Annotated in this window: 25 protein-coding genes; 7 read left to right on the forward strand and 18 right to left on the reverse strand. The window is 74.4% G+C overall.

Annotation, left to right across the window (positions count from 1 at the left end):
• Window positions 1–4: 4 nt before the first annotated feature.
• Window positions 5–1,312 carry a glycosyltransferase family protein gene (locus ACH443_RS12300; protein WP_430590465.1) on the reverse strand — a complete coding sequence of 436 codons (1,308 nt, stop codon included), beginning with the start codon at window positions 1,310–1,312 and terminating at the stop codon, window positions 5–7.
• A gap of 139 nt (window positions 1,313–1,451) precedes the next feature.
• Between ACH443_RS12300 and ACH443_RS12305 the strand changes: the two genes are divergently transcribed.
• The gene (locus tag ACH443_RS12305; protein WP_430590466.1) at window positions 1,452–2,834 is read left to right on the forward strand and encodes a DUF4232 domain-containing protein; all 1,383 of its coding nucleotides are present in this window, start codon (window positions 1,452–1,454) and stop codon (window positions 2,832–2,834) included.
• Window positions 2,835–2,868: 34 nt separating this feature from the next.
• On the opposite strand, the gene ACH443_RS12310 is transcribed toward ACH443_RS12305, so the two are convergent.
• The 3 genes from ACH443_RS12310 to ACH443_RS12320 form a co-directional block, all read right to left on the reverse strand.
• Window positions 2,869–3,489, reverse strand: a complete 621-nt coding sequence (locus tag ACH443_RS12310) for a hypothetical protein (protein ID WP_430590467.1) — start codon at window positions 3,487–3,489, stop codon at window positions 2,869–2,871.
• Window positions 3,486–5,339 (reverse strand): LamG-like jellyroll fold domain-containing protein, encoded by a 1,854-nt coding sequence (locus ACH443_RS12315; RefSeq protein ID WP_430590468.1) that lies wholly within the window; start codon window positions 5,337–5,339, stop codon window positions 3,486–3,488. The genes ACH443_RS12310 and ACH443_RS12315 overlap by 4 nt, the downstream gene beginning before the upstream one ends.
• A 285-nt stretch (window positions 5,340–5,624) precedes the next feature.
• Entirely contained in the window at window positions 5,625–7,475 is a 1,851-nt protein-coding gene (locus ACH443_RS12320; RefSeq protein ID WP_430557638.1) for a cytochrome c biogenesis protein DipZ, read from the reverse strand.
• 127 nt (window positions 7,476–7,602) lie between these two features.
• On the opposite strand from ACH443_RS12320, the gene ACH443_RS12325 reads away from it, so the two are divergent.
• Window positions 7,603–8,289: a fasciclin domain-containing protein gene (locus ACH443_RS12325; protein WP_429766653.1), complete on the forward strand. Its 687-nt coding sequence runs from the start codon at window positions 7,603–7,605 to the stop codon at window positions 8,287–8,289.
• 219 nt (window positions 8,290–8,508) lie between these two features.
• Here ACH443_RS12325 and ACH443_RS12330 read toward each other — a convergent pair whose 3' ends face one another.
• The 3 genes from ACH443_RS12330 to ACH443_RS12340 form a co-directional block, all read right to left on the reverse strand.
• The gene (locus tag ACH443_RS12330; protein ID WP_430590469.1) at window positions 8,509–9,228 is read right to left on the reverse strand and encodes an anti-sigma factor domain-containing protein; all 720 of its coding nucleotides are present in this window, start codon (window positions 9,226–9,228) and stop codon (window positions 8,509–8,511) included.
• The gene (locus tag ACH443_RS12335; protein ID WP_429766650.1) at window positions 9,221–9,793 is read right to left on the reverse strand and encodes a sigma-70 family RNA polymerase sigma factor; all 573 of its coding nucleotides are present in this window, start codon (window positions 9,791–9,793) and stop codon (window positions 9,221–9,223) included. Before ACH443_RS12335 ends, ACH443_RS12330 begins: the two co-directional genes overlap by 8 nt.
• 247 nt (window positions 9,794–10,040) lie before the next feature.
• Window positions 10,041–11,108 carry a 3-deoxy-7-phosphoheptulonate synthase gene (locus tag ACH443_RS12340; protein WP_430590470.1) on the reverse strand — a complete coding sequence of 356 codons (1,068 nt, stop codon included), beginning with the start codon at window positions 11,106–11,108 and terminating at the stop codon, window positions 10,041–10,043.
• A 441-nt stretch (window positions 11,109–11,549) separates the two neighbouring features.
• On the opposite strand from ACH443_RS12340, the gene ACH443_RS12345 reads away from it, so the two are divergent.
• From ACH443_RS12345 to ACH443_RS12355, 3 genes are all read left to right on the forward strand, one after another.
• Entirely contained in the window at window positions 11,550–12,047 is a 498-nt protein-coding gene (locus tag ACH443_RS12345; RefSeq protein WP_430590471.1) for an NUDIX hydrolase, read from the forward strand.
• Window positions 12,048–12,073: 26 nt separating this feature from the next.
• On the forward strand, window positions 12,074–12,460 hold the full coding sequence (locus ACH443_RS12350) for a DUF5655 domain-containing protein (RefSeq protein WP_430590472.1): 387 nt from the start codon (window positions 12,074–12,076) through the stop codon (window positions 12,458–12,460).
• 166 nt (window positions 12,461–12,626) lie between these two features.
• Window positions 12,627–14,945 (forward strand): immune inhibitor A domain-containing protein, encoded by a 2,319-nt coding sequence (locus tag ACH443_RS12355; protein ID WP_430590473.1) that lies wholly within the window; start codon window positions 12,627–12,629, stop codon window positions 14,943–14,945.
• A 143-nt stretch (window positions 14,946–15,088) separates the two neighbouring features.
• Here the strand turns inward: ACH443_RS12355 and ACH443_RS12360 are convergent, their stop codons facing one another.
• The 10 genes from ACH443_RS12360 to ACH443_RS12405 all read right to left on the reverse strand — a co-directional run bounded on the left by ACH443_RS12360 (window position 15,089) and on the right by ACH443_RS12405 (window position 22,836).
• Window positions 15,089–15,829, reverse strand: coding sequence for a glutamine amidotransferase (locus tag ACH443_RS12360; protein ID WP_430590474.1), 741 nt, complete (start codon window positions 15,827–15,829; stop codon window positions 15,089–15,091).
• A 9-nt stretch (window positions 15,830–15,838) separates the two neighbouring features.
• Window positions 15,839–16,795: a bile acid:sodium symporter family protein gene (locus tag ACH443_RS12365; protein ID WP_430557286.1), complete on the reverse strand. Its 957-nt coding sequence runs from the start codon at window positions 16,793–16,795 to the stop codon at window positions 15,839–15,841.
• Window positions 16,796–16,837: 42 nt separating this feature from the next.
• Window positions 16,838–17,650 carry an ABC transporter permease gene (locus tag ACH443_RS12370; RefSeq protein WP_429766638.1) on the reverse strand — a complete coding sequence of 271 codons (813 nt, stop codon included), beginning with the start codon at window positions 17,648–17,650 and terminating at the stop codon, window positions 16,838–16,840.
• Window positions 17,647–18,666 (reverse strand): ABC transporter ATP-binding protein, encoded by a 1,020-nt coding sequence (locus ACH443_RS12375; RefSeq protein ID WP_430590475.1) that lies wholly within the window; start codon window positions 18,664–18,666, stop codon window positions 17,647–17,649. The genes ACH443_RS12370 and ACH443_RS12375 overlap by 4 nt, the downstream gene beginning before the upstream one ends.
• 68 nt (window positions 18,667–18,734) lie before the next feature.
• A complete protein-coding gene (locus tag ACH443_RS12380; RefSeq protein ID WP_430557287.1) occupies window positions 18,735–19,505 on the reverse strand; it encodes a hypothetical protein in 771 nt (256 codons plus the stop codon).
• A gap of 5 nt (window positions 19,506–19,510) precedes the next feature.
• Window positions 19,511–20,287, reverse strand: a complete 777-nt coding sequence (locus tag ACH443_RS12385; RefSeq protein WP_430590476.1) for a hypothetical protein — start codon at window positions 20,285–20,287, stop codon at window positions 19,511–19,513.
• A complete protein-coding gene (locus ACH443_RS12390) occupies window positions 20,284–21,246 on the reverse strand; it encodes an ATP-binding cassette domain-containing protein (RefSeq protein ID WP_429766630.1) in 963 nt (320 codons plus the stop codon). Before ACH443_RS12390 ends, ACH443_RS12385 begins: the two co-directional genes overlap by 4 nt.
• Window positions 21,243–21,638: a GntR family transcriptional regulator gene (locus tag ACH443_RS12395; protein ID WP_429766628.1), complete on the reverse strand. Its 396-nt coding sequence runs from the start codon at window positions 21,636–21,638 to the stop codon at window positions 21,243–21,245. The genes ACH443_RS12390 and ACH443_RS12395 overlap by 4 nt, the downstream gene beginning before the upstream one ends.
• A gap of 144 nt (window positions 21,639–21,782) precedes the next feature.
• Complete coding sequence (locus ACH443_RS12400; protein WP_430590477.1) at window positions 21,783–22,328, reverse strand: hypothetical protein; 546 nt, start codon at window positions 22,326–22,328, stop codon at window positions 21,783–21,785.
• 49 nt (window positions 22,329–22,377) lie between these two features.
• On the reverse strand, window positions 22,378–22,836 hold the full coding sequence (locus ACH443_RS12405) for a DUF6194 family protein (RefSeq protein ID WP_430590478.1): 459 nt from the start codon (window positions 22,834–22,836) through the stop codon (window positions 22,378–22,380).
• Window positions 22,837–22,875: 39 nt separating this feature from the next.
• Here ACH443_RS12405 and ACH443_RS12410 point away from each other — a divergent pair, with 39 nt between their 5' ends.
• Window positions 22,876–23,631 (forward strand): MerR family transcriptional regulator, encoded by a 756-nt coding sequence (locus ACH443_RS12410; RefSeq protein WP_430590479.1) that lies wholly within the window; start codon window positions 22,876–22,878, stop codon window positions 23,629–23,631.
• Window positions 23,628–24,440 carry an alpha/beta fold hydrolase gene (locus tag ACH443_RS12415; RefSeq protein WP_430590480.1) on the forward strand — a complete coding sequence of 271 codons (813 nt, stop codon included), beginning with the start codon at window positions 23,628–23,630 and terminating at the stop codon, window positions 24,438–24,440. Before ACH443_RS12410 ends, ACH443_RS12415 begins: the two co-directional genes overlap by 4 nt.
• A 74-nt stretch (window positions 24,441–24,514) precedes the next feature.
• On the opposite strand, the gene ACH443_RS12420 is transcribed toward ACH443_RS12415, so the two are convergent.
• Window positions 24,515–25,630, reverse strand: coding sequence for an aspartate-semialdehyde dehydrogenase (locus ACH443_RS12420; protein WP_430590481.1), 1,116 nt, complete (start codon window positions 25,628–25,630; stop codon window positions 24,515–24,517).
• Between the last annotated feature and the right edge of the window lie 4 nt (window positions 25,631–25,634).

Here is a 25,634-nt window from a genome sequence, read left to right on the forward strand (position 1 = left end):
GGTCTCAGGCCGTGGCACGGTGCTCCTCCTCCTGGTTCTGCGGGTGCGGGGTGGCTGCCGCCGGGCGGGCCGGGGCCTCGTCCCGGTGGGCGAGCCGGTCGACGAGCGCGTCGACGAGCTCCGGGACGCGCGACAGCCCGTCGAGGTCGACGTCGACCTCGGGACGCCGGGGCGCGTCGTCGACGGCCGTGCGGGCGAGCCATGCCCCGACCCGATCGGGGGTGATCGCGCCGACGAGGACGTCGAGCAGCCCGAGGTCGGCGAGCCGGCAGGCCCGCACGAGCTGCTCGGCACGAGGGTGCGTGCGCGGCACGACCAGGCCGGGGCGGCCGGACGCCAGCAGCTCGCACACGGAGTTGTAGCCGCCCATCGTCACGACGGCGGCTGCGCCCTCGACCAGGGGCACGACGTCGCGCACGAACGCGTGCACCTCGAGGTCGTCGCGGCCCGCGGCGACGGCGTGCAGCCGATCGCGCGCCGCCTCGGGCAGATAGGGCCCGGTGACGAGCACGCCGCGGTGGCCCGGGGGCAGCGGCGCGGCGGCGAACGCCTCCGCGAGCGCCGCGCCGTCCTGTCCGCCGCCGACGAGGCAGAGGACGTAGGGGTCGGCGCTCGTGGGCGCCGGCGTCCCGACGGTGCGGCCGCGACCGAGGTAGCCGGTGGAGGTGGTGGACGCGCGACCGCGACCGAGGTAACCGGTAAACACAGCCCGGGCGGCGACGTGCTCCGGCAGGGCGTACTCGGTGAGCGGGTCGTAGACGCGCGCGTCGCCGTACACCCACACCTCGTCGAAGAACCGCTCGATCACCGACGTGCTGCGCTGCTCGCGCCACTCGCGGACGGCGACCTCGGGGGTGTCGAGCACGTCGCGCAGCCCCAGCACGCACGCGGTGCCGCCCTCCGCGCGCAGGCGCCGCAGCGCGGGCAGCAGCTCGCCGCCGACGCCGAGGGGCACCTTGTCCACCACGAGCACGTCGGGGCGGAAGGCGGCGAGCGCGCCGTCGATCACCCCCGCGCGGACGCGGACGACGTCGTCCAGCGTGCCGGCCCAGGTGCGCGGCCCGTAACCGCGGTCCGGGTCCTTGCCGACGCGCGGCAGCGTCACGACCTCCGTGCGCTCCGGCAGAGGCAGGCTCGTCGCCTCCCGCGCGCCGGACAGGAGGAGGACGTCGACGTCCGGGTCGGCGTCCACCACCGCGCGCGCCAGCAGCGACGTGCGCCGCACGTGGCCGAGGCCCTGCGTGTCGTGGGAGTAGAACGCGACCCGGCGTCGCGCCGGGAGCTCGGGTTCGACCGCTGATATCTGTCGCACCCTGGCAACCCTGCGGAGGTTGCCTGAGTCACGGATGAGGCGGCCATGAGGGGGTTCTCATCCGGAAGGGCGCAGCATCTGCACAGAGCACGCCCAGGTCCGCCGCTCGTCCGTGCGGGAGGTCTGGCACGCTCCCGTCGTGACCCGACGACGCACGTCCGCCCTGGTGGCGGCGGTCATCCTGTTGGCCGGCACCGCGGCGCTGCTCGCCGTCTGGCGCCCGTGGGACCCGGTGCCCGACGAGCTGCGTGCGGCCGCACGCCAGGTCGCCCACCTCCCCGGCGTCGTCTCCGCGGAGGTCACCGACTACGAGGTGGTCTTCCGCGACGCGAAGGACGGCGCTGTCGCCCTCGTCACCCTCGAGGTCGGGCTCGACGGCGGGCTCTCCCCCGAGGCCGCGAGCGCGGCCGCGTCGCAGGCGGACGACGTCGTCGCGGAGACGCAGGTCGACGGGGTGCGCACGCTGTCCCGCACGACGACGGTCCACGCCGGCGACCCGCGGACCGTGCACGGCGTCGAGGTCTACCCGCTGACGGCGTGGGTGACCGAGGACGGCGACGCGTCCTCCGTCGCGGACGCCGTCGTCCTCCGCCGCGCGGGCGCGACGACGGTGAGCGGCGTCAGCGCGGAGGCGGCCGACGGAGAAGGGCTCGTGCGGCTGGCGGAGGAGGCCGCGGAGCACAAGATCGCCGCGTCGCTCGGCACCGCCGACGACGCCGTGCGGTACGACGCCTCCGGGCGCGTCCCCGTGGTGGCGGCCGCGCGGCTGGCCGTCGACGCGGCCGGACGGCCGGGCGTGGCGTCGGTCGTCGTGCACGCGGGGTTCCCGGAGGGAACGGCGACGGCGGACGACTCGGCGCTGACGCTCCAGGTGGGTCTGGACGGGCCGACGTCGTCCCCCGAGGCGGACGACGTCGCGCGCTGGCTCGACGACCCGGCCCGCGACGCCGGCGGCCGCCACCTCGCGTACACGCTCACCGAGCCGGGCTACGCCTCGCGCGTCGACGGCTGGGTCGCGGCCGCGCCGCCCCCGACGCCCGAGGAGCACACCGTGCCGCTGCCCGCGGGCGTCGGGGCGTGGCCGGACGACGACGACGCCCCGGCCTGCGCGAGCGACGACCTCCGCCTCACCCTCGGCACACCGGACGCCGCGGCCGGCGGCCGGTATCTCGCCGTGCTCGCCGAGAACGTGTCCGAGCGGCCGTGCGCCCTCGACGGCGTGCCGCGGCTGACGTTCCGGAACGCCGACGGCGAGCCGCAGGACGACGTCACGACCGAGCCCGCCGCACCGGGCGTCGTCCCGGGCCGCGTCGTCGTGCCGGTGGGCGAGCGCGCGCTGGCGACCGTGCAGTGGCGGGCCATGTCGGCGGCGAACGACCCCGACGTCACCACGACGGTGGACGTCGTCGCCGTCCCGGACGGAGATCCGGTCCCGCTGACCCCGACCGCCGAGCTCGACCTGCTCGACGGCGCCGAGGTGCGCGTCGGCCCGTGGGCGCAGGGGGCGGAGGGCTGGACGTGAACGGCGCCGCAGGCCGCCAGGCGGGGTGGTGGGCTCAGTCCCCGCACAGCTCCGCGACCTCGGCCCGGAACTGGTCGGACCCGAGATCGAGGTCGCTGATCCACAGCATGTGGCCGAGCTGGAGATTCGACTCCCGGGCGATCCCGAGCGACCGGACGCGGAGCGGCGCGTGCTCGATCCCCGTGCGGCTGCTGACCGCGGCGCCGTACCGCATGTCCGCGTCCATGGGGCCCCACGGCCCCACGACCCACATGGCCACCTCACGCCCGGGCGGGATCTCGACCTCGGCGGTGGTGTCCGCCTCGGGCGGGGGGCCGTCCGCCGGGTCGCGGAACCCGTAGTCGTCCCGCGGGTCGGCTGCCACGGCGCCGAACCGGAAGACGTCGGGCAGCAGGCTCGTCACGGTGATCGGCCAGCGCGCGTCGTTGCGGACGGTCTGCACGACGGCGACGTCCTGGTCCGCGGCGAAGAGCGCCCAGAGGCCCTCGTCGGGGTACGTGCACTCGTCCGTGAATCCGGCACCCGTCGAGGACACCGACCCGAGCTCCACGCCCGCGCTCGCCGACAGCCCCCACCACCCGCCGAGGGCCGCGGCCGCCAGCACCGCCGCGCCGACGACCGCGACGGTCGAACGCCGGACCCGCCGCGTGCTCACATCGCCCCGAAGCACCAGCGCCGGATCTTCGACTCGTCCTGCACGGAGTCGAGCACGCGGACGCCGTCCACGGCGCCGCGCCAGGCGCCGCCGCCGACGGTGACCGGCCCGGACGGCGCGGCCGTGAGCGGCCCCGCCTGCGCCCGACCGGACCGTACGGGCGCCCCCATCCCGGTGAGGGAGCAGGTCCACAGGTCGACGGCGCCCGTCGCGGCGTTCCGCGTCCCCGCGAGGAAGACCCAGCTGCCGGGCTCGGGGGCGACGCCGGACACCGCGGTCGTCGACGTTCCGCCGTCGCCGGTGGCGACCGAGAACGCCCAGCAGGTGCCGGTCGCCGACGTGCAGGAGTCGTCGGCGACGGTGCCGAGCGTGAAGCCCGGCCGTCCGTCATCCCCCTGCGTGACGACGGACGCGGTGACGCCGTCGGCGTCGGGCCGCACGAACGCCGCCACGGTGACGTTGCCCGCCGCGTCGACGACGGCGCCGTCGGTCGCCGCCACGTCGGAGTCGGCGTCGAAGGTCAGCGCGCCGTCGCCCGGGACGCCCCAGGGACCGGGCGACCACAGGTCCGTGCCGGACAGGGCGAGCGCGTTGCCGCCGCCGAGGGTGCTGCCCGCCGTCGTCCCCGCGAGCTCGTCGAACCACCAGGTCGCACCGCGTGCCACGGGGTACGCGACCACGAACCGGTACTCCCGCCGCGGGCCCACGTTCCCCGCGGCGTCCACCGCCTGGGCGTACAGGATGGTCGGGCCGGCATAGCTCGGCGTGAGCTCGACGACCTCCCCCGGCTGTGCGCGGTCGAACAGGGCGTCACCCACGGTCGAGTACTGCACGTAGGCCACGTCGTCGGAGCCCGGCACGTCGAACCGGAACCCGCCGGTCATCCCGACCCCGCCCGCGGTCCGGTCCTCGAGGTAGACGGCGGGGTACCCCTCGACCGGCGTGACGACGGTCTCGCCGGGGGCCGTCACGTCCACGGTCAGCTCGCAGCCGACCGGCGCCGTGAGACCGCCGCTCGGCAGCACCGCCTGCGCCGACCACCCGTACGTCCCGCCCTCGGCGAGGACGCCGTCCGGGACCTTGACGGAGTGGGTCGCCCCCGACGCCTGCGGCGTGGTCGGGGCCGACCGCCACAGCTCGTCGCCCGTCGCGAGGTCGCGCACGACGAACTCGGCGCTCATCGAGGACGGGAACGGCTCGCGCGCGTTGGAGAGCTCGGCCACCAGGGTCGGGGTCGTCGAGCGGACAGCCGGGCGGGCGTCCTCCGCCGCGCACGACGTCTCCGGCCGCATCGTGCCCAGCGCGACGACGGTGTCCGTCGCCCGCAGCTCGACGGTCAGGGTCGCGTCGGGGCCGAAGGCCGCCCGGCCGCAGCCCCGACAGTCCTCGTCCGCCGCGGCGAGGCCGAACGCCAGCGGGTCGCCGGAGCGCACGGCCTGCCCCACAGCCCGGGTGACGTCGACCTCGACGCGCCGGTCGCCGCCGCACCCCGCGCCCTTCAGGTCCGCGCCCGTCGAACGCCAACCGGGTGTCGAGGCGGCCCACGTGGTCGCCGCGGTCACGGCCGGGACCGCGTGCACCCGGACGTCGTCGACCCCGCACGCCTGGTCGCGGCCCACCGGGAGCGACAGCGTCGCGGCGACCAGCACTCCGTCGGCCAGCGCGGCCGGGTCGCCGAGGTCCCCGAAGTCGTAGGCCACGCGCTGCACCCCCCGCGCGGGGCAGCCCCGCCCGCCCTCGCCGACGCACCGCCCGACGACCCGGTCGCCGTCGAACCCGACGCCGGCCGTGCTGGTCGGGGCGCCGCTGCGCAGCGCCGTCCACGCGCGCGGGCCGGACTCGAGGACCACCCGCCCGCTCGGGACCTCCGTCGTCTCGAGCCGTGGTGCGGCACCAGGTGAGGCCGTCGCCGTCGTGGCGCCTCCTGTCAGCACGAGTCCAGCAAGGGCGAGCGCTGCCAGGAGCTGACGTCGTCGAACCACCGTTGACCACCGTTCGTCGTCCTCGACGCGACCCGTGCAGGTCGCCCGGACCGTCTCATCCCGGACAAGTCCGACCGAAAGGTAGCGGATCCCGTCGCCTCAGCGAACTGCAGGACCTGTTTTTCACCCGCTCGCACCGACTTCGTGCCGTCCTCAGCCGAAGGTGAACGTGTAGACGGCGACGCCGTCGGGCACGTCGAGCTCCACGATCCCGTCGGTCGGCCCGTCGCCGCGCAGCACGTCGTACAGCGTCGGGTTGCCGGCCACGTCGATCTCACGCTCGGCGCGGACGCTGCCGTCGTCGGCGAGCACGCGGGCGGTGACCGTCCCCTCGCCGCCGAGGACGCTGAACACGTCGGTCGAGCGGTACGCGAGCCGCAGGGTCGCGTCGTCGGAGGCTGCGGTCGCCCCCTGGAAGTCGACGTCCCACGTGCCGCCGAGGGAGAAGGTGTCCCGCGGCTGGTCGTCCGGGTGGGCGAACACCTCCCGGCCGGAGCCGTACTCGGGCGAGCCCGAGTAGTTGAACACCTTGTTGAGGGCGAGGTAGGTCTCCGGCGTCGTCTCCCCGCCGGGCGTCGTGTCCGCGACGTCGGTCGCGGGCGGCAGCTCGACGTCCGGGTCGGCGGCGCGCAGCAGGTCGCGGACGTGCTGCTCGGTGACGTCGTAGCCGCCCTCGCCGTGCTTGATGTAGCGGACGGTGCCCTCGGCGTCGATCAGGTACTCCGCCGGCCAGTACCGGTTCCGGTACGTCGTCCACGTGGAGTAGGAGTTGTCCTGCGCGATCGGGTACTCGACGCCCAGGTCGCGGGCGCCGGCGACGACGTTACGTGTCTCGCGCTCGAAGGCGAACTCCGGCGTGTGCACCCCGATGACCTCGAGACCGGCGTCCTCGTACGCGTCGTACCAGGCGCTCACGTGCGGGATGGCGCGCTGACAGTTGATGCAGGAGTAGGTCCAGAAGTCGATCAGCACGACCTTGCCGCGCAGGTCCGCGAGGTCGACGGGGGCCCCGTCCTCGGTGTTGAGCCAGTGCGTGATGCCCGTGAGCGGCGGCGCCGTCCCGCAGTCGGCGAGCTCTGTCGACCCGTTGGAGCAGTTCGACAGCTCCCGGTTGGCGTCGGTGACGATCCCGCCCAGGTCCAGCGCGTCCTGCACGGACGCGTTCTCGTCCACCCGCTGCTGCAACGCACCCGTGTAGTCGGGCAGGGCTCGCTGCAGCTGCTGCGGAAGATTCAGCGCCAGGGCCCCCGCGAGCAGGATGACGACGACACCGCCCGTGACGCGGATCCCGCGCTGGTGGCGGCGGAAGGCCGACACCCGCTCCGCGACCCGGCGCCCGGCCAGCGCGAAGACGAGCAGCGGGATCGCGGCGCCGACGGCGAACGACACCGTGAGGACCACCGTCCCCGGCCCGATGTCGCCCGTCGCGCCCGCGACCGTGATCGCCGCCAGCACCGGCCCGGCGCACGGGACGTAGAGCACCCCGAGCCCGAGGCCGAGCAGGAACGCGCCCCGGTCCTGGCCGGCCGCGCGGCGCGACCCCAGCGACGCGAGCCGCAGGAAGGGGCGCTCCAGCACCTCCTCGAACCGCGGCACGATCATCCCGACCCCGAGGGCCGCGAGCAGCACGATGCCGACCCAGCGCAGCAGGTCCTGCGGCAGCCCGAGGGCGCCCAGGACCAGCGAGCCCAGCAGCGTCATCGCGCTGAAGCTCAGCACCAGGCCGGCGATCACGAGGTAGGGGCGCCACGACCGCGCACGGGCGGCGCGGGCGGGCCGCTCCGTCAGGTCGACGGCGGCTCCCCCGCCCGTCGGCGCGACGCCCGTCTCGACCTGCCCGCCCGCGCCGGTGCGGACCGCCGTCGGCACGTCGAACCGCAGCGCCGGTTCGCGCGCGCCCTGCACCCCGCCGGCGAAGAAGATCACCGGGAGCATCGGCAGGATGCACGGCGAGATGCCGGTGATGAGGCCACCGAGCAGGCCGATCAGGACCAAGGTCTCCATGACCGTCGTTCGGAACCGCGGGGCCGGCGGATGGGATCGCGGACGACACCCATCCGGCGCGGCGCTCGCTCCGAACCCCCGTCGAGCGCCCCGGACCGGAGGGGCGACGACGCAAGGAGAGAGAACGATGAACGTCCGCACTCGCACCCGCACCGCCGCCGCCGGCTTCGCCACCCTGGCCCTGCTGGGGCTCGCCGCCTGTTCGTCCGACTCCGGCTCCGACGCCGGGTCCGGCTCCGAGGAGACGATGACCGAGGAGTCGCCGATGGCCTCCGACGAGCCGTCGGACGAGATGAGCGAGGACATGTCCGCCGACCCGGCCGCGAACCTCGTCGGCCCCGGCTGCGACGCCTACGCCGAGCAGGTGCCCGACGGCGCCGGCTCCATCACGGGCATGTCGACCGACCCGGTCGCCGTCGCCGCGTCCAACAACCCGATGCTCACCACGCTGACGAAGGCCGTCAGCGGCGAGCTCAACCCCGACGTCGACCTGGTCGACACCCTCAACGGCGGCGAGTTCACCGTGTTCGCGCCGGTCGACGACGCGTTCGGCAAGGTCGACAAGGAGACGCTCGACACCCTGGCGACGGACGCCGACCTCCTGACCACGGTGCTCACCTACCACGTGGTGCCCGGCCAGATCCTGCCCGAGGACATCGCCGGCGAGCACGAGACCGTCCAGGGCGACACCCTCGAGGTCACCGGCGAGGGCGACGAGCTCAAGGTCAACGACGCCAACGTCGTCTGCGGCGGCGTGATGACCCAGAACGCCACCGTCTACCTGGTCGACTCGGTGCTGATGCCGCCGATGTGACCCGTATCCGGCCGGGCACCGCAGGGGGGTGCCCGGCCCACCCCGGGACCGACCGGCCCGCCTCGACTCGTCCCGAGGCGGGCCGGTCCACGTTCCGGGCGGGCCGCGGGGACCGTGCCGTCGACCGGTCAGCTCGTCAGGAGGTCCTCGCTCGGGACCCGCGGCCGGCGCGCCGTACCCGGCTCCGTCGCGCACGACCTGGCAGGGCTCGGACGCGTCCTAACCCTCCGCCAGCACGACGATCGGGTCGGTCGTCGGCTGCTCGGACCCGCCGTCGGGCTCGACGGTCACGGCGACCCCGACGCCCGGGACGTCCTGGACCAGGTGCTCGACGCGGCCGCCGGACGCCTGGAGCACGCCGGCCGGGGCGACGTCGCCCTCGGAGCCCACCACCCAGAGCTGGTAGTCCTTCCCCTCGCCCGGCCCGGGCAGGTCGCTCGCGGTGAACAGGAAGTCGTCGCCGGCGGCCAGCACGGACGCCGCGCCGCCGCCCGCCACGGGCGAGGTCAGGAGCTGCGCGTCGGGGTCGGCCAGCATCTCGGCGACGCGGTCGAGCTGCGCCTCCACCTGGAGCCCTGCGCGGTGCTCCTGCACGGCGATCGTCGTCGGCACGGCGACGGCGACCACCGCCGCGGCGGCGACCGCATACCGCACCCACCGTCGTCCCGCCGGGCCCTCGGCCGGGCGGGCGCTCGGGGCGGCCGGGCGCTGCGGCGTCTGCGCGACCCGGGTCAGGACGGCGTCACGGACGTGCGCCGGCGGCGCCTGCTCGACGGCGAACGCCGCGACGACGTCGCGGTACTCGTCGAGGGCGCGCCGCGCGTCCGCGTCGGACTCCAGCAGGCGCTCCACGGCGCGGCGCTCGAGGTCGTCGACCGCGTCGAGCGCGTACGCGGGCAGCAGGTCCCACGCGTCGCGGTTCGCGTCGGTGTCAGCCACGGTTCACCCCCAGGCAGTCGCGGAGCCGGCCGAGACCGTCACGGATGCGGCTCTTCACGGTGGGGAGGGCCGCACCGAGCTGGTCGGCCACCTCCCGGTACGTCCGGCCGCCGTAGTACGCCTCGACGACGGCCTCCCGCTGCATGGCGGTGAGGGCGTCGAGGCAGCGCCGGACGGCGGCGCCCTCGAGGCGTCGTTCCACGTCCTCCGCGACGACGTCGCGCTGCGCCCCGGCCACGGAGGTGTCCAGGTCGCGCTGGTCGCGGTCGCGGCGGGACTGCTCGGAGCGCACCCGGTCCACGGCGCGACGCCGCGCGAGCGTCGCGACCCACGTGCGGGCGGACGCGCGGGCAGGGTCGAACCGCGCTGCGGTCTGCCACACCTCCACCATCACCTCCTGGGTCACCTCGGCTGCGTGGTCGGGGTCGCGGAGCACGCCCAACGACGTCCCGTAGGCCACGGGGGCGAGGGCGTCGTAGACGGGCCCGAACGACGCGGGGTCGCCGTCCACGCACGCGACCAGCGCGTCGTCGACGGGACCGCGGGCGGTCGTGGGGGGTGGCACCCCGACAGTCTGCCGTACCGGGCAGGCCGATTCGATCGCCATCGGCTCCTCGCGTGTCCGTCCCGGACCCTCCGGGACGTGAGGGGTTCGGTGCGAACGGCTCCGCGGATGGGACCGCCCTGTGTGCGGCGCGTCACGGCCCGTCGCTCGTCCCGCCTTCCCGCACCAAGCGCGAGCGTCCCTGCCGGTCAGGAGTCCGCAAGTGAATCCTGACCGGCAGGGACGCTCGTCGTCCGACGCGTCGCCGTCAGGCCTCGCGCCGCTGCCGCACCGCCCCGGCGAGGGTGCCGAGCAGCTCGGCCGTGGTGTCCCAGTCGAGGCACTTGTCGGTGACGGACTGGCCGTAGACGAGGCCGTCGAGCGGCCCCGGCTTCTGGGCGCCCGCCACGAGGAAGCTCTCCATCATCAGGCCGGTGACGTCCCGCTCGCCGTCGGCGACGCGCGCCGCGAGCTCCCGCACCACCTCGGCCTGGCGCACGTGGTCCTTGCCGGAGTTGCCGTGCGACGCGTCCACCACGACGCCCGCCTCCACGGCCCCGCCGAGGCCGGACGTGCGCGCCACCGCCAGCGCGTCCGCGACATCCTTCTCGGAGTAGTTCGGGCCACCGCGCCCGCCGCGCAGGATGACGTGGCAGTCCGGGTTGCCGGTCGTCTCGACCGCGGCCGCACGCCCCTGCGCGTCCGCCCCGAAGAAGGTGTGCTCGCTCGCCGCCGTGATGCACCCGTCGACGGCGATCTGCACGTCCCCGTCGGTCGCGTTCTTGAAGCCGACCGGCATCGACAGGCCGGACGCGAGCTGCCGGTGCACCTGCGACTCCGCGTTGCGCGCGCCGATCGCGCCCCAGGTCACGGCGTCGGCGATGTACTGCGGGCTCGTGGGCTCGAGGAACTCGCACGCGGCGGGCACGCCCGCGTCGAGCACGCCCAGCAGCACCTCGCGCGCCAGGCGCAGCCCGTGGTGCACGTCGTGGGAGCCGTCCAGGTGCGGGTCGTTGATGAGGCCCTTCCAGCCCACCGTGGTGCGCGGCTTCTCGAAGTACACCCGCATCACGACGACCAGGTCGTCCGACAGCTCGCGCGCCACCGGCGCCAGACGTCGGGCGTAGTCCAGCGCGGCGGCCGGGTCGTGCACGGAGCACGGGCCGACGATGACGAGCAGGCGGTCGTCCTCGCCACGCAGGACGTCGCGCACCTCGCGGCGGGACGTCGTGACGAGGTCGCTGCGCGGGGTGCCGAGCGGCAGCTCCGCCCGCATGGCGCCCGGCGCGGGCAGCGGGTCGAGCGCGCGGACCCGCAGGTCGGAGGTCTCTGCCATCAGGTCAGTATGCGGCCGGCCGGTATCGGACGGCGCGAGTTCAGACGGCGCGGTGCGGGCGGTGGTGGCGGGCGTGGTGCCGGTGGTGGTGCTCAACGCGGGGCTCCTGGGGGGTGTCGGCGGCGGGGCGGTCGGGGTGGGGCTCGGCGTCGTCGTCGTGACGTCTCGAACCGTGGTCCATGCCCGACCGGAGCGGCCCGTCTGACGACGAAGGGCCCGGACGCACGATGCGTCCCAGGCCCTGTGCTGGCTCCGGTGAAGTGGTGTCGGTCAGGCGTCAGCCCGCCGAGCCCCTACCGGAGCCGGCGTAAAGCGCCAATACCAACGGATGTCCACGGCGACGACGGTACGTCGCCCTCCCCGCACCCGTCCAGTCGCGTCCACCATCCGGTCCGGCGGCCCGGCCCGGCAGCACCGGGCAGACCCTCGTAGGGTCGACGCATGCCGGTGCCCGAGTTCGTCTCCGCCCTGCGCTCCCACGTCGGCCACGACCTGCTGTGGCTGCCGGGCGTGTCCGCCGTCGTGCTCGACGACGACGGTCGGCTGCTGCTCGGCCGCCGCGCCGACAACGGCCTGTGGGCGGTGGTGTCCGGGATCCTCGAGCCGGGCGAGGACCCGGCCGTCGGGCTGGCCCGCGAGGTGCTCGAGGAGACGGGCGTCGACGTCGTGGTCGACGCGCTCGTGGCGGTCACCGTCACCCCGCCGGTCGAGTACCCGAACGGCGATCGCTCGCAGTACCTCGACCTGTGCTTCCTGTGCCGGGCGGCGAGTCCCGCCGCGGCCGCGCGGGCGCACGTCGCCGACGACGAGTCCACCGACGTCGCGTGGTTCGCGCCCGACGACGTCCCCGCGGACCTCGCCCCCTCGTCCGCCGAACGCGTCGGCCACGCCCTCGGCTGGCTCGCTGCCGGCTCCGGAGCCCCCTACTTCGTGCGCTGACCACCCGCCCGAGAGGAGCGCGACCCGTGCCGACGCCCGCCACGCCGTCCACCCCCGAGGACCTGTTCGCGCACTCCCCCACGGGCCTGACGATCTGCCGGGCGTTCGCGACGCTCGTCGCGGAGGTGACCGGCGACGACGTCACGACGCGCACCACGAAGACGCAGGTCGCGTTCCGGCGCCGCCGCGGCTTCGCGTTCGTCTGGCCGCCGTGGGTGGGGGTGCGCGACCACGTCGACGCGCCCGCCGTCGTCTCCTTCGTCCTCCCCCGCGAGGACCGCTCACCGCGGATCGAGCAGGTGGCACACCCGACGTCGACGGCGTGGACGCACCACGTCGAGGTCCGCGACCCGGCCGAGCTGGACGACGAGGTCGCCGCCTGGGTGCGCGAGGCGTACGACGCCGCGGGCTGACTCCGTTCCCCCTGGTCGGCGAGACGTTCTCTGTTCGTCTCGCGGGTGAAACCTGGAAGTGGTTATGTGTGCCCCGCCACAGTTTGCCGAGCGCACCGACGCGCCACGGCACGACGGTGCCCGGCCACCGCGACCGGGTCGCTCCGACACCCCTGGAGGAAAAACCGTGAGAGCACGCACCACGAGCGCGTTCGGCGCAGCGGGAGCCCTGCTGGCCGCCGCCGTCCTCGCCCCCGGCCTCGCCGCGTCGGCGTCCTCGGCGCCCGCGGCGGACGCCCCACCGAACGACCCCGCGGCACACGTCAAGGAGGACGACCGTCCCGACCCGCTGGCCGAGAAGCGCACCGCGCTCAAGCAGGAGGCCGTCGACCGCGTCGCCATGGGTGACGCCACCGTGCAGACGCGGGGCAAGGGCGCCCACACGTCGAAGTCGGTGAAGGTCGGCAAGAACCAGTGGGTCGAGTACGAGACCGAGCAGACGGCGCAGCTGCTGACCTTCCTGGTCGACTTCGGCGACCAGGCCGACCCGCGCTTCCCCGACGCGCCGCAGTCCGGGCCGCAGCACAACGAGATCCCGGAGCCCACGCGCAGCGACAACTCCACCTACTGGGAGGACGACTTCTCCCAGGAGCACTACAAGGAGATGTTCTTCACCGGGCTGGAGGACCAGGACGGCGAGTCGTTCGCCGGCGTCTACGACGAGATGTCCTCGGGCCGGTTCGACCTGCAGGGCGACGTGTCCGACTGGGTGACCGTGCCGTACAACTCCGCGTCGTACGGGGAGACCGAGTCGAACAAGGACATGACGCGCTTCGTGCAGGACTCGGCCGACGCCTGGTACGCCGATCAGGTCGCGCAGGGCAAGACGGCCGAGGAGATCGACGAGTACCTGCAGTCGTTCGACGTCTGGGACCGTTACGACATCGACGGCGACGGGATCTTCGACGAGCCCGACGGCTACATCGACCACTTCCAGGCGATCCACGCGGGCGAGGGCGAGGAGGCCGGTGCACCCACGTCGGCCATCTGGTCGCACCGGTGGGCGGTCAACCCGCTGGGCACCGACGGCCCGGCCGCGTTCCCGAAGGTCGGCGGCATCAAGATCGGCGACTCCGACCTCTGGATCCGTGACTACACGACGGAGCCGGAGAACGGCGGGCTCGGCGTCTTCGCGCACGAGTTCGGCCACGACCTCGGCCTGCCCGACTACTACGACACCGAGGGCGGCGAGAACGGCACCGCCTTCTGGACCCTCATGAGCTCCGGCTCGTGGCTCGGCCACGGCGACGGCACCATCGGCACCACGCCGAACCACATGGGCGCCACGGAGAAGATGTTCCTGGGCTGGCTCGACTACGCCACCGTCGACCAGGGCGAGCGCGCCACGGTCAAGCTCGGCCCGTCGTACCACGCCACGACGAACTCGCAGGCCGTCGTCGTGAACCTGCCGGACGGCGTCAAGGACGTCGACCTCGGCGTCGACCCCTACGACGGGGAGTTCGCCTACTCGGGCACCGGCAGCAACGCGAACTACACGCTCACGTCGCCGTCGTTCACCGTGCCCGACGGCGCCTCGCTCACGGCCAAGGTGCAGTACGAGATCGAGCCCGGCTACGACCACGCCTTCGCGGACGTCTCGACCGACGGCGGCGACACCTGGGAACCGCTGGCGACGAACCTCTCCGACGAGGACGCGAACGGCGGCATCTCGGGCGACTCCGGCAAGAAGTGGGTGGATCTCACCGCCGACCTCGCCGACCACGCCGGCCAGGACGCCCAGGTCCGGTTCCGCTACCAGAGCGACGGCGGCCTGAACCTCACGGGCTTCATGGTCGACGACGTCGCCGTCGGCGACGCGCTGACCGAGGACTTCTCCGACGGGTTCGGGGACTGGACGAACGACGGCTTCCACGTCATCGGGGCGGACGGCACGTACGAGGTCGAGTACTCGCACTACTACGTGGCGGAGAACCGGCAGTACGCCGGTTACGACACGACCCTGCAGACCGGGCCGTACAACTTCGGCTGGACGCTCTCGAAGCCGAACACCGTGGAGCACTTCCCGTACCAGGACGGCCTGCTGGTCTGGTACGCGAACAGCTTCTACGGCGACAACAACACGTCGCAGCACCCGGGCGGCGGGCAGGCCCTGCCGGTCGACGCCAACCCGCAGGCGCTGCGGTGGTCGGACGGCGCGCTCGCCCGCAACCGCATCCAGTCGTTCGACGCGACGTTCGGCCTGGGCAAGTCCGACGCGTTCACCCTGCACCGGGAGACCGCGGCGGGCATGACGACGCTGCGGACGTGGAAGGAGAAGGCGGAGAGCGTCTTCAACGACAAGGACCCGTACGCGTACTACGACGAGTCCAACCCGGGCGGCTCGGTCATCGTCGGCGGCACGGGCACGAAGATCGCCGTGAAGTCGGTGAACTCGAAGAACGGCGTGATGACGGTGGACGTCACCACGCCGCGCAAGAAGGGCTGACCGCGAGATAGAGAGGGCAGACCCGCGAGATAGAGAGGCCCGGACGAGACCGCATCCCTGCGGTCTCGTCCGGGCCTCTATCTCGCGGGTCTGCCCTCTCTATCTCGCGGGTCTGCCCTCTCTATCTCGCGGGTCTGCCCTCTCTATCTCGCGGATCGGGCGTAGCGCGTCACGAAGTTCCGCAGGATGCGCATGGGCTCGGTGACCTGGTGCTCGCGGGAGCGCGCGACGATGCGGTCGCCCTCCTCGGGCGGGAAGTACCCGTAGGTCCGGTACACCTCGACCCGCTGCTCGATGCCGGCCAGGTCCAGCTCGGGGTGGAACTGCGTGGCGTAGAGGTTCCGGCGCACGCGGAACATCTGCACGGGCGCGTCGGCGGACCGGGCGAGCAGGGTGGCCGACGGCGGCAGCTCGCGCACCGCCTCCTTGTGGCCCAGGTACGCGGTGAAACGCGCGGGCATGCCCGCGAGCAGCGGGTCCGCCAGCCCCTCCGGGGTCAGCTCGATCTCGGCGGGGCCCACCGGCTCGGAGTAGGTGCGGTCGACGACGCCGCCCTGGTGGGTGCCGAGCGTCCCGACGCCGTAGCAGGCGCCGAGGAACGGGAAGTCGCGCTCCACGAGCACGTCGAGGAGGTCCGCCATCTCCCGCTCCACGCGGTGCTGGACGGCGGACTTCTCGTCCTCGGGGTCGGAGGAGTTGAACGGCCCGCCCCCGACGATCACCCCGGACAGCTCCTCCGGGTCGACGCGCGGCAGCGGTTCCCGCTCGAGGCGCACGCGGCGCAGGGACGCGGGTCTCAGCCCGGAGTAGCGCAGGACGGCGTCGTACTCGCCGTCGGCGGCGACGTCCTCGGCCCGCGTGCCGAGGAAGAGGAACGGTCTCACCGGTGCAGGCTAGGCCTCGGCCGACGCCGTCGCCCGCGCGCTCTCCCCCACCGGACGCCGCGCCCAGTAGGACGCGAGCAGCGAGCCCGAGACGTTGTGCCACACGGAGAACAGCGCGGCCGGCAGCGCCGCGGCGGGGCTGAAGTAGGTGGTCGCGAGGCTCGCGGCCAGCCCGGAGTTCTGCATGCCGACCTCCACGCTCACCGCGCGGCGAGCCGGCTCGTCGAAACGGACGGCGGCGGCCGCGCCGTACCCGAGCAGCAGCCCGGCGCAGTTGTGCACGATGACGGCGAGGGCGACCAGCAGGCCCGTGCTCAGGACGGCGTCGGCGTTGGCTCCGACGATGCCGGCCACCACGATCACGATCCCCAGCACGGACACCAGCGGCAGGTACGGCAGCATGTACCGCTCGACGACCCGGCCCGCGAACGTGCGGACCAGGAGCCCGGCGATCACGGGGAACAGGACCACCTGGGCGATCGACGTCACGAGCGAGCCGTAGGTGACGTCGAGGTCGGTGCCGGCCAGCCACAGCACGAGCGCCGGGGTGAGCAGCGGGGCGAGGAGCGTCGAGACCGTGGTGAGCGCCACCGACAGCGCGGTGTCGCCCTTGGCCAGGTAGACGATGACGTTGGACGCCGTGCCGCCGGGCGCGGCGCCCACGAGGATCATGCCGATCATCGCGTCGCCCTCGAGCCCGAACAGGTGGCCGATCGCCCACGCCAGCAGGGGCATGATCGTGAACTGGGCGACGACGCCGATGGCGACGGCCGCGGGGCGCTTCGCGACGAGGGCGAAGTCCCGACCCGTCAGGGTCAGCCCCATGCCGAACATGATGATCCCCAGCAGGAGCGGGACGTGCGCGGCCAGCGGCGCGAACGTGCTCGGGGCTGCCAGCCCGGCGACCGCACCGAGCAGGACGAGCACGGCGAACCACTGACCCACGAGCTCTGCAACTCTGCGCATGGGGTGGCACCCTACTCTCCGCCCGGTGCGGCCGACGGGACGTCACGACCAGCGGAACAGCCGCCCCGCGAGCGGGAGGAGCACCGCCGTCCACACCACCATGACGACCACCTGCAGCAGCGGGAACCCGTCGCCGAACCAGCCGGTGTCCATGGCCTGCGCGGTCGCGCCCATCGGGGTGAACTGCCCGATCTGCCGGACGACGTCGGGCATGATCGGGCCGGGCGTCCACAGGCCCGCGAGGAACAGCATGGGGAAGTAGATCAGCGAGCCGACGGCGTTGGCCGTCGACGGCTTGCTCACCAGGGCGGACAGCAGCATCCCCACGGAGAACATCGCGAGCATCCCGAGCACGAAGGCGAGGAGCACGACGCCGAGCTGCGTCGGCGCGACGAGCCCGAAGGCCAGCTGCGCGACGACGAGCGCGAGGGCGACGCCCACCAGCGTCGTGGCGACGTTGATGGTCAGGTGGGCCACGATGAGCGCCTGCGGCCGCATCGGCGTGGTGGACAGCCGCCGCAGCACCCCCTTGTCGCGGAAGGTGGCGAACGTGACCGGCAGCGACAGGACGGCGAGGGTGCCGATCGCCATCGAGAGCACGGTCGGCAGGTAGGTCGCGATCGGCGTGACCCCGTACCAGATCGAGTCTGCCGGGGCGTCGGTGATCGGCTCCCGCATCCCGGGGATGCCGAACCCGACCCCCAGCAGGATCACGGACGGGAAGAGGATCCCGAAGAACACGGACCCGAAGTCGCGCAGCCAGACGCGGGTCTCGGTGCGCACCAGGCGCCCGTACCCGCGCCAGCCTCGGCCGGCGGTCGGGCGCGGGGCGGCGTCGGCGGTGATGGCGGTCATGACCGGTCTCCTTCTCGGGTCGTGGCGGAGACGAGCGGGGTGCCCGTCGAGGTGTCCGGCTGGGCGTCCGGCTGGGCGTCCGGCTGGTAGGTGCGGCCGGTGACGGCGAGGAACACGTCCTCGAGCGACCGGGTGACGGTGCGGACGTCGTCGGGCACGAGGTCGGCCGCCGCGAGGGCGGGGACGACGGCGAACAGCACGCGGCGCGTGCCGGTGACGGCGACCTCGGTGGCGCCCTGCGCCTCGGCGGTCGCGACCTCGGCGTCCCGGGCGGCGAGCTCCGCCAGGAGCTCACGGCCGCGCGCGACGTCGTCCGGTGCGAACCGCACGACGACCGTGCGCCCGTCGTCGAGCCCGTCGATCAGGCCCTGCGGCGTGCCCGCGGCGACGACGCGGCCCGCGTCGATGACGACGAGCCGGTCGCAGAGACGCTCGGCCTCCTCCATGAAGTGGGTGACGAGCAGGATCGTCACGCCGGTGGCCCGCACCCGCTCGACGAGGTCCCAGGTGGCGCGCCGTGCCTGCGGGTCGAGGCCGGTGGTGAGCTCGTCGAGCACGGCGATCTCCGGGTTGCCCACCAGCGCGAGGGCGATCGACAGCCGCTGCTTCTGGCCGCCGGACAGCTTCCCGAACTGCCTGTCGGCGTGCTCGCGCAGGTCGAGCAGGTCGAGGAGCTCCCCGGGGTCGGCGGGGTCGGAGTAGAACCCGGCGAACAGCCCGAGGGCCTCCCCGACAGTGATCTTGTCGTGCAGCATCGCCTCCTGGAGCTGCACGCCGAGGATGTCCTTGACGGCCGCCGGGTCGCGCTGCGTGTCGATGCCGCGCACGCGCACGGTGCCGCCGTCGGCCTGCCGCAGGCCGGCCAGCGTCTCGACGGTCGTGGTCTTCCCGGCCCCGTTGGGGCCGAGGATGCCGAAGATCTCGCCGGGCTGGACGGCGAACGACACGTCGTCCACGGCCACCTTCGGTCCGTACGTCTTGCGGAGGTTGCGGACCTCCACGATGGGGTCGGCCATCTCGATGCTCCTCTCGGTCGTGCGGTTCAGGGGTCCTCGGTGTCTGCGGACAGCGAGGTTCGGGTGGTTCACGGCCGGACCCGTACGCGGGCCATCAGCCGGAGAGCTCCGACGCCGGCGACCGCGACGGCGAGGACGCCGCCGCCCGCGACGACGAGCGCCGCGACGACGGGGTCGTCGTACCCGCCGCGCAGCGGGATGCCGAGCAGACCGGTGCGCGTCGACAGGTCGACGATCGCGAGCGGGACCAGCAGCGGGACGGCGTGCAGGGGGCCCAGGAGGTACAGGCGCGCCGGCATCGCCCGGTAGTAGCCGATCGCCGCGGCGCCCACGAGCGCATAGGTCAGGACGACGAGGGTCTCGCCGACGATCGTGACGACGATCCCGGCGACCGTGTCGAGCGGCACCGGTGTGGCACCTCCCGGCCACGGCTCGTCGATGGCACGGAAGACCCGCTCCTCGGCGAGGGTGAGCAGGACCGTCAGCACGCCGAACACGGGGCCGACGATCGCCGCTCCCTGCAGGACACCGATGACGAGCGACCGGCGGGTCCCGCCCGCCGCGAGGTGCCCGCGGAGCCAGGCTCCGCAGTAGACGGCCGCGACCGCGAGGGCGACCCATCGCGCCGGAGCGCCCGCCAGCTCGTAGGTCAGGCCGACGAGCTCCCCGCCCCACCGGTCCACGGCGGCCGGGACCACGGCGACGACGAAGGCCCAGATGCCCCAGAACCAGGCGCCCGCGGCCAGCAGCCTCCGGACGAACCGGCGGCGGACCGCCGCCGACGCGACCCGCTGGAGCGTGCCGGCATCGGGTGTCGAGGGGGCTGTCGTGGTGGTCATCGCGCTCACCTCGTCGGCCTGAGTCGCAGGGTGCGCAGCTGCCACCACGCCCAGCCGGCGGCCAGCGCGAGCACGACGAGCGCCTGCAGCAGCCCGAGCGCGGCGGGCGCGCCGTCCCCGCCCAGGCCGAGGGCGCCGAAGGCGTCGGCGAACGCCCCGTTGCGGGTGGCGTGGTCGACGAGGACCAGCAGCGCCAGGCCCGGCAGCAGGAGCGCCGTGCCCCGCCACACGCCGTACGTCCGGTAGGAGGCCTGGGCGGCGACGCCGACCAGGGCGTACACGACGACGGCGATGGCCTCGCCCGCGGCGGTGACGACGAGCCAGGCACCGCCGGCGTCGAGCCCGCTCCCGAGCTGCTCCCACTCCCAGCCGAGCGCGCCGAAGAGGGCACGCTCCACGAGCAGGAGGAGCGCGTACGCCACGCCGTAGGCGACGCCCGCGGCGAGCGCGGCGACCAGCGCGCCGGTGAACAGGGACCGGCGGGTGCCACCCGCGGCAAGGTGGGGCACGACGAGCGCGGCGACCGCGATCAGGCCCAGGGAGAGCGCGAACCAGGGCGCGGCGTACTCGGCGCCCGTCATCGCGCCCCCGCCCATGACGCCGCCCACCTGGCGCACCACCAGCGGCACGCCCACGGTGACGACGAGGAAGATCGCCCAGAAGACGCCGCCGATGACGAGCATCACCTGGCCGACGGACCGCATCACGCGCCGGACCGCCCGCGCGTGCGCCCGGGCCGTGAACGCGTCGCGCTCGGCCGGTGTGACCACGACGGCGCTCATCGCCGCACCTCCGTCGCGCCGGCGGGCTCCGGCTGGGTGAGGCGCACGAACAGGTCCTGCAGCGGCAGCGACCCGAGCTCGACGCCGGCCGCGCGGGCCGCGGCGGCCGTGCCGTCGTCGGGCGCGCCCTCGATCGTGACCTGCACGGTCGCGCCCAGGCGCTGCCGGTGCAGCTCGCGCCGCCCGCGGGCGAGCTCCTCGACCGCGGCGACCGGTCCGGTGAGGCTGAACCCGCGGGACTGCATCTCCTCGGCGGTCTCGGCGAGGAGGACCTTGCCGCGGTGCAGCACCACGACGTCCTCGAAGAGCCGCTCGACCTCCTCGACCAGGTGGCTGGACAGCAGGATGGTGCGCGGGTGCTCGGCGTAGTCGGCGAGGATCTCGTCGTAGAACGCGTACCGCGTGGGGGCGTCCATGCCGAGGTAGACCTCGTCGAGGATGGTGAGCGGCGCGCGCGCCGCGAGGCCGATGGTCGCCCCGACGGCGGACCGCTTGCCGCGCGACAGGGCGGTCGGCTTCTTGCGGGGGTTCACCTCGAACGTGTCGAGCAGCCGCGCGGCCAGGTCGGCGTCCCAGTACGGGCGCAGGTCGGCGTAGTACTTGAGGGTCTCGGAGACCCGCTCGTCGTCCATGAGGTCGCCGCTCTCGCGCACGAGCTGCACGTTGGCGGTGACCCACGGGTTCTCCCACGGGTCCTCGAGCAGCTCGCCGGCGCCGACGCGGACCGTGCCCTCGGTGGGCCGGTTGAACGCGGCCAGCAGGGTCAGCAGCGTGGACTTGCCGGCGCCGTTGCGGCCGAGCACGCCCGTGATGACGCCGGGCCGCAGGTCCAGCGTCACGCCGTCGAGAGCGGTGCCGGCCTCGTCCTTGACGGCCGCGCCGTCCATGGTCAGGCGGCGCTGGGCTCCGAACCGGACGACGACGTCGTCGAGACGGGCGCCGAAGGGTGCGGGGGTCATGGCTCCTCCGTGGTGGTCGTGGGGCCGCCGGGCTCCCGGCGGCCGGTGCCGAGCACGTACGCGACGAGCTCGTCGGTCGAGATGCCGAGCAGGTCGGCCTGCGCGAGCGCCGGGCCGAGCACGTCGTCGAAGTACGCGGTGCGGTGCTGGTCCAGCAACCGCGTGCGGGCGCCGGGGGCGACGAACATGCCCAGGCCGCGGCGCTTGTACAGGACGCCCTCGTCCACCAGGCCGGCGAAGGCCTTGGCGGCGGTGGCGGGGTTGATGCGGAACGTCGTGGCGAACTGAGTGGTCGACATGACCTGCTCCTCCTCCGCGAGCTCACCGGCGAGCACCTGCGCGCGGATCATCGTGGCGATCTGCACGTAGATGGGTTCGGGACCGTCGAACACGCGGGCCTCCTCACGGCAGGTTCAGTGGTTCTGGGGTTCATTACTCGACTAATGAACCATAGACCCGCGTCGGCGCGCAACCCTTTCCGGCGAGGTAGTACAGATCTCGGCGAGGTAGTCCCGGTTTCCGCGAGGTAGTACCTCTCACGGTGGCGCGCGCCGTCCGACCGTGGGCGCGACCACCGCGATCGCGGTCGCCGCGAGCACGTGCCAGGCGGGGTGCGAGAGCTGCCCGGCGAGGGTGCCGACGCCGAGCACGGCCAGCGCCAGGAGCAGCCTTGCCCTCAGACGCGGCCGGACCCGGGCGCGCAGCAGCACCGCCACGACGGCGACAGCCGCGGCCGCGCCCTGCGCGACGACGGACGCCCCGGGCCAGAGGGCCGCCAGCACGACGTCGGCCAGCGTCGGGACGAGCCACCACCAGGCCCGCAGACGCCGCCCGGTGAGGTCGGCGACGGCGTCCGCGGCGACGAGCGCGTACGCGCCCAGCAGGGGCGGGTCGTGCACGACGGGGTTCCACGGCGGCGCGGGACCGTGCTGCACCCCCGAGCCGACGCCGACCAGCACGGCGAGGACGCCGAGCGCGGCGCGCGGCCCCGTTCCCGGACCAGGCCGCCGCACCGTCGTGAGGATCCAGGCACCCGCGACGACGAACGCCAGGCTCGACCAGGTGTCCGCGGACCACGCCATCTCCCCAGTGAAGGAGGCGGGGGGCCTCCTCGCCGCCCGGGACCGGCGGTCAGGAGAGCCCGCGGCGGCGCTCGTACCGACGGCGCGCGGCGTCGTGCGCGCCGCGCAGCAGGCCGAGGACGGCGTCGCTCGTGCGCTCCCCCGGGTTCACCACGCACACCCACCCCAGGTCCCCGTACAGCGGGTGCGGGAGCAGGACGTCGGGGACGACCGCGATGCGCTCCCGGCCGCCGCCCACGAGCTCCCGCGCCCGCTCGCGACCCACGTGCACGTTGACGCGCCACCGGTCCGGCCGGTCGAGGTCGCAGGAGACGTCGTCGGGGTAGTTCTTGGTGACGACCGTGCCGTACGGCTGCACGGTGGTCGGCACCTGCCCGTCGGGGGCGTAGTAGAAGAACGCGTCGCCCCACGCGATCTCCGGCGTCCCGTCCCCCGGGCGGGGCTCGAGGACGAGCGCCCCGTCGAGGCGCCGCACCGTGTCGATGATCTGTTCCATACTCGTGCTCATGGTTCAAGCGTGACCTTGAAGTGCTTCTGTGGGGTGAGGATGGACCGTCCGCTGCGTACCGTCGACGTCGCCCGCGCCGCCGGCTACTCCGTCCAGCAGGTGCGCGACCTCGAACGGCTCGGCGTCCTCCCTCCCGCCCGCCGCGAGCCGAACGGGTACCGCACCTACGACACCCGCCATGTCCTGGCCGCCCGCGCCTATCGGGGGCTCGCCACCGCCGTCGGGCCCGTCGTCGCGCGACGCACGATGGCCGCGCTCCCAGGGGCGCCCCTCGCGGACGCCGCCGCCGCGGTCGACGACCTGCACGCCGGGCTCGCGGCCGAGCGGGCCCAGACCCTCCAGGCACTGACCGCGCTCGACGCGATCCGGAGCGAAGCCGCGGCGCCCTCCCCCGGGAGCAGCCTGTCGATCACCGAGCTCGCCGACGCGCTCGGCGTGCGCACGTCCACGCTGCGGCACTGGGAGGCCGAGGGGCTGCTGGAGCCGCAGCGGGTGGGCTCTCTGGGCGCGCGCGCCTACGACGCGCCCGCCAGCGCGACCGCCCGCGTGGTCGCCGCCCTCCGCGCCGCCGGGTACGGCATCCCCGCGCTGCGCGCCGTGGTGTCCGCGCTGCGGGGGCTCGGCGGCACCGCCGAGGCCGAGGCCGCGCTGCGGGAGCGGCTGGACCGGATCGCGGTGCGGTCCGTGGCACTGATGAAGGCCGGGGCCGACCTCGCCGCCGTGCTCGACGGCGCTGGGCGCACCCCGTCACCCGTCCGGCGACGCGCGGCGGGACCGGCGATGCTGGGGATGTGAGCGATCCCCGCACCCGCGACCGCCGCGACAGGGTCGTGGCCGGCATCCACGTCGTCGTCGACGGGCCGCCCGACGCGCCTCCGCTGCTGCTCCTGCACGGCTCGGGGGCGACCGCGGCCAGCTGGTCGCCGACGGTCGCGACCCTCGCGGCGTCCCGTCGCGTCCTCGCGATCGACCTGCCCGGCTGCGGCCGCTCGGCGCCCGCGCCCCCGTACGACGTCCCCGCGCTGGCCGACCGGGTCGCGGCGCTCCTCGACGAGCTGGGCGTGGCCGCGCCCCGGGTGGTCGGGCACTCCAGCGGCGGGTACGTCGCGACGGAGCTCGCCGTGCGGCGACCGGACCTGGTCGGGTCGCTGGTCCTGCTGAGCACCGGGCCTGCCCCTGACGCGATGCTCCCGGAGGCCGCTGCCGTGCGCGTCCTCATGGGGCGACCCTTCGGCCCGCTGCTCTGGCCGCTGCGCACGACGGGGATGCTGCGCCGCGGGATCCGCTCGGTGACCGCGCGCCCGGTCGTCGTGCCCGACGGCTTCCTCGCCGACGTGCGCCGCACCCGGTACCGCGACTTCAGGCAGATCATGGACGGCTACGCGGCCTACCTCGCCGAACGGCCGCTGCCGGACCGGCTCTCCGCGGCGGGCGCCGCGCCGCTGGTGGTCTTCGGCGACGCCGACCCGCGCTGGGACCCGGCGTCGGCGCGCCGGTACGAGGCCGTGCCCGGCGCCCGCGTCGAGTACCTGGCCGGGGTCGGGCACGTGGCCATGCTCGAGGACCCCGGCGGCGTCAGCCGTCTGATCCTCGACGCCGCCTGACCGCACCGCCGGTACGGGCCGGGGCCCGGCGACGATCGCTCGTCACCGGGCCCCGAGGTGGTCGTGCGCCGACGTCAGGCGGGCGCGGCCTCGGCCGCGTCGACGTCGTCGAGCGCGTCCAGCTCGGCCAGGTCCGCAGCGACGATCTCCGCGATCTGCACGGCGTTGAGCGCCGCGCCCTTGCGCAGGTTGTCGTTCGAGACGAACAGCAAGAGTCCGCGCCCGCCGGGCACGGACTCGTCGGTGCGGATGCGCCCGACGAACGACGGGTCGGCGCCCGCCGCCTGCAGGGGCGTCGGCACATCCGCCAGCTCCACGCCCGGCGCGGCGGCCAGCAGCTCGCGCGCCCGCTCCGGCGTGATCGCGGCGCCGAACTCGGCGTGGATCGCCAGCGAGTGCCCGGAGAACACCGGTACGCGGACGCAGGTCCCCGCGACGGCCAGGTCGGGCAGGCCGAGGATCTTGCGGGACTCGTTGCGGAGCTTCTGCTCCTCGTCCGTCTCGCCGGAGCCGTCGTCCACGAGGTTCCCCGCGAGCGGCAGCACGTCGAACGCGATGGGCGCGACATACTTCTCCGGCTCCGGGAACGTCACGGCCCCGCCCGAGTGCGCCAGCCCCTCCAGGTCGCCGGCCACGGCGGCGCGCGCCTGGTCGGCGAGCTCCTTGACCCCGCCGAGCCCCGAGCCCGACACCGCCTGGTAGGTCGCGACGCGCAGCCGCTCCAGCCCGGCCTCGTCGGCCAGCGGCTTGAGCACCGGCATCGCAGCCATCGTGGTGCAGTTGGGGTTCGCGACGATGCCCTTGGCGGCGTCGGCGATCGCCTCCGGGTTCACCTCGGAGACGACCAGCGGCACCTCGGGGTCGAGGCGCCACGCGGACGAGTTGTCGATGACGACGGCGCCCGCCTCGGCGAACCGGGGCGCGTGCTCGCGCGACGTGCCGCCGCCGGCCGAGAAGATCGCGACGTCGACGTCCGCGAGGTCGTCGGTGGCCGTGGCCGCGACGTCCTCCACGACGACGTCCACGCCCTCGAACGGCAGCGTGCTGCCCGCCGAGCGCGCGGACGCGAAGAACCGCAGCTCCTTGACCGGGAAGGCGCGCTCCGCGAGCAGGCGGCGCAGCACGCCGCCGACCTGGCCGGTGGCGCCGACGACGGCGACGTTGATCCCGGACTCGTTGATCTGGACCATCAGC

The sequence above is a fragment of the Isoptericola sp. NPDC019571 genome, from assembly GCF_044389385.1.
Classification (GTDB): Bacteria; Actinomycetota; Actinomycetes; order Actinomycetales; family Cellulomonadaceae; genus Isoptericola; species Isoptericola nanjingensis.

Bases quoted from the DNA above. Each gene is read 5' to 3' on its own strand.
- ACH443_RS12320 (WP_430557638.1), bottom strand. From the start codon at position 7,475: ATGGAGACCTTGGTCCTGATCGGCCTGCTCGGTGGCCTCATCACCGGC.
- ACH443_RS12325 (WP_429766653.1), top strand. From the start codon at position 7,603: ATGAACGTCCGCACTCGCACCCGCACCGCCGCCGCCGGCTTCGCCACC.
- ACH443_RS12340 (WP_430590470.1), bottom strand. From the start codon at position 11,108: ATGGCAGAGACCTCCGACCTGCGGGTCCGCGCGCTCGACCCGCTGCCC.
- ACH443_RS12345 (WP_430590471.1), top strand. From the start codon at position 11,550: ATGCCGGTGCCCGAGTTCGTCTCCGCCCTGCGCTCCCACGTCGGCCAC.
- ACH443_RS12365 (WP_430557286.1), bottom strand. From the start codon at position 16,795: ATGCGCAGAGTTGCAGAGCTCGTGGGTCAGTGGTTCGCCGTGCTCGTC.
- ACH443_RS12370 (WP_429766638.1), bottom strand. From the start codon at position 17,650: ATGACCGCCATCACCGCCGACGCCGCCCCGCGCCCGACCGCCGGCCGA.
- ACH443_RS12375 (WP_430590475.1), bottom strand. From the start codon at position 18,666: ATGGCCGACCCCATCGTGGAGGTCCGCAACCTCCGCAAGACGTACGGA.
- ACH443_RS12380 (WP_430557287.1), bottom strand. From the start codon at position 19,505: ATGACCACCACGACAGCCCCCTCGACACCCGATGCCGGCACGCTCCAG.
- ACH443_RS12385 (WP_430590476.1), bottom strand. From the start codon at position 20,287: ATGAGCGCCGTCGTGGTCACACCGGCCGAGCGCGACGCGTTCACGGCC.
- ACH443_RS12390 (WP_429766630.1), bottom strand. From the start codon at position 21,246: ATGACCCCCGCACCCTTCGGCGCCCGTCTCGACGACGTCGTCGTCCGG.
- ACH443_RS12400 (WP_430590477.1), bottom strand. From the start codon at position 22,328: ATGGCGTGGTCCGCGGACACCTGGTCGAGCCTGGCGTTCGTCGTCGCG.
- ACH443_RS12405 (WP_430590478.1), bottom strand. From the start codon at position 22,836: ATGAGCACGAGTATGGAACAGATCATCGACACGGTGCGGCGCCTCGAC.
- ACH443_RS12410 (WP_430590479.1), top strand. From the start codon at position 22,876: ATGGACCGTCCGCTGCGTACCGTCGACGTCGCCCGCGCCGCCGGCTAC.
- ACH443_RS12420 (WP_430590481.1), bottom strand. From the start codon at position 25,630: ATGGTCCAGATCAACGAGTCCGGGATCAACGTCGCCGTCGTCGGCGCC.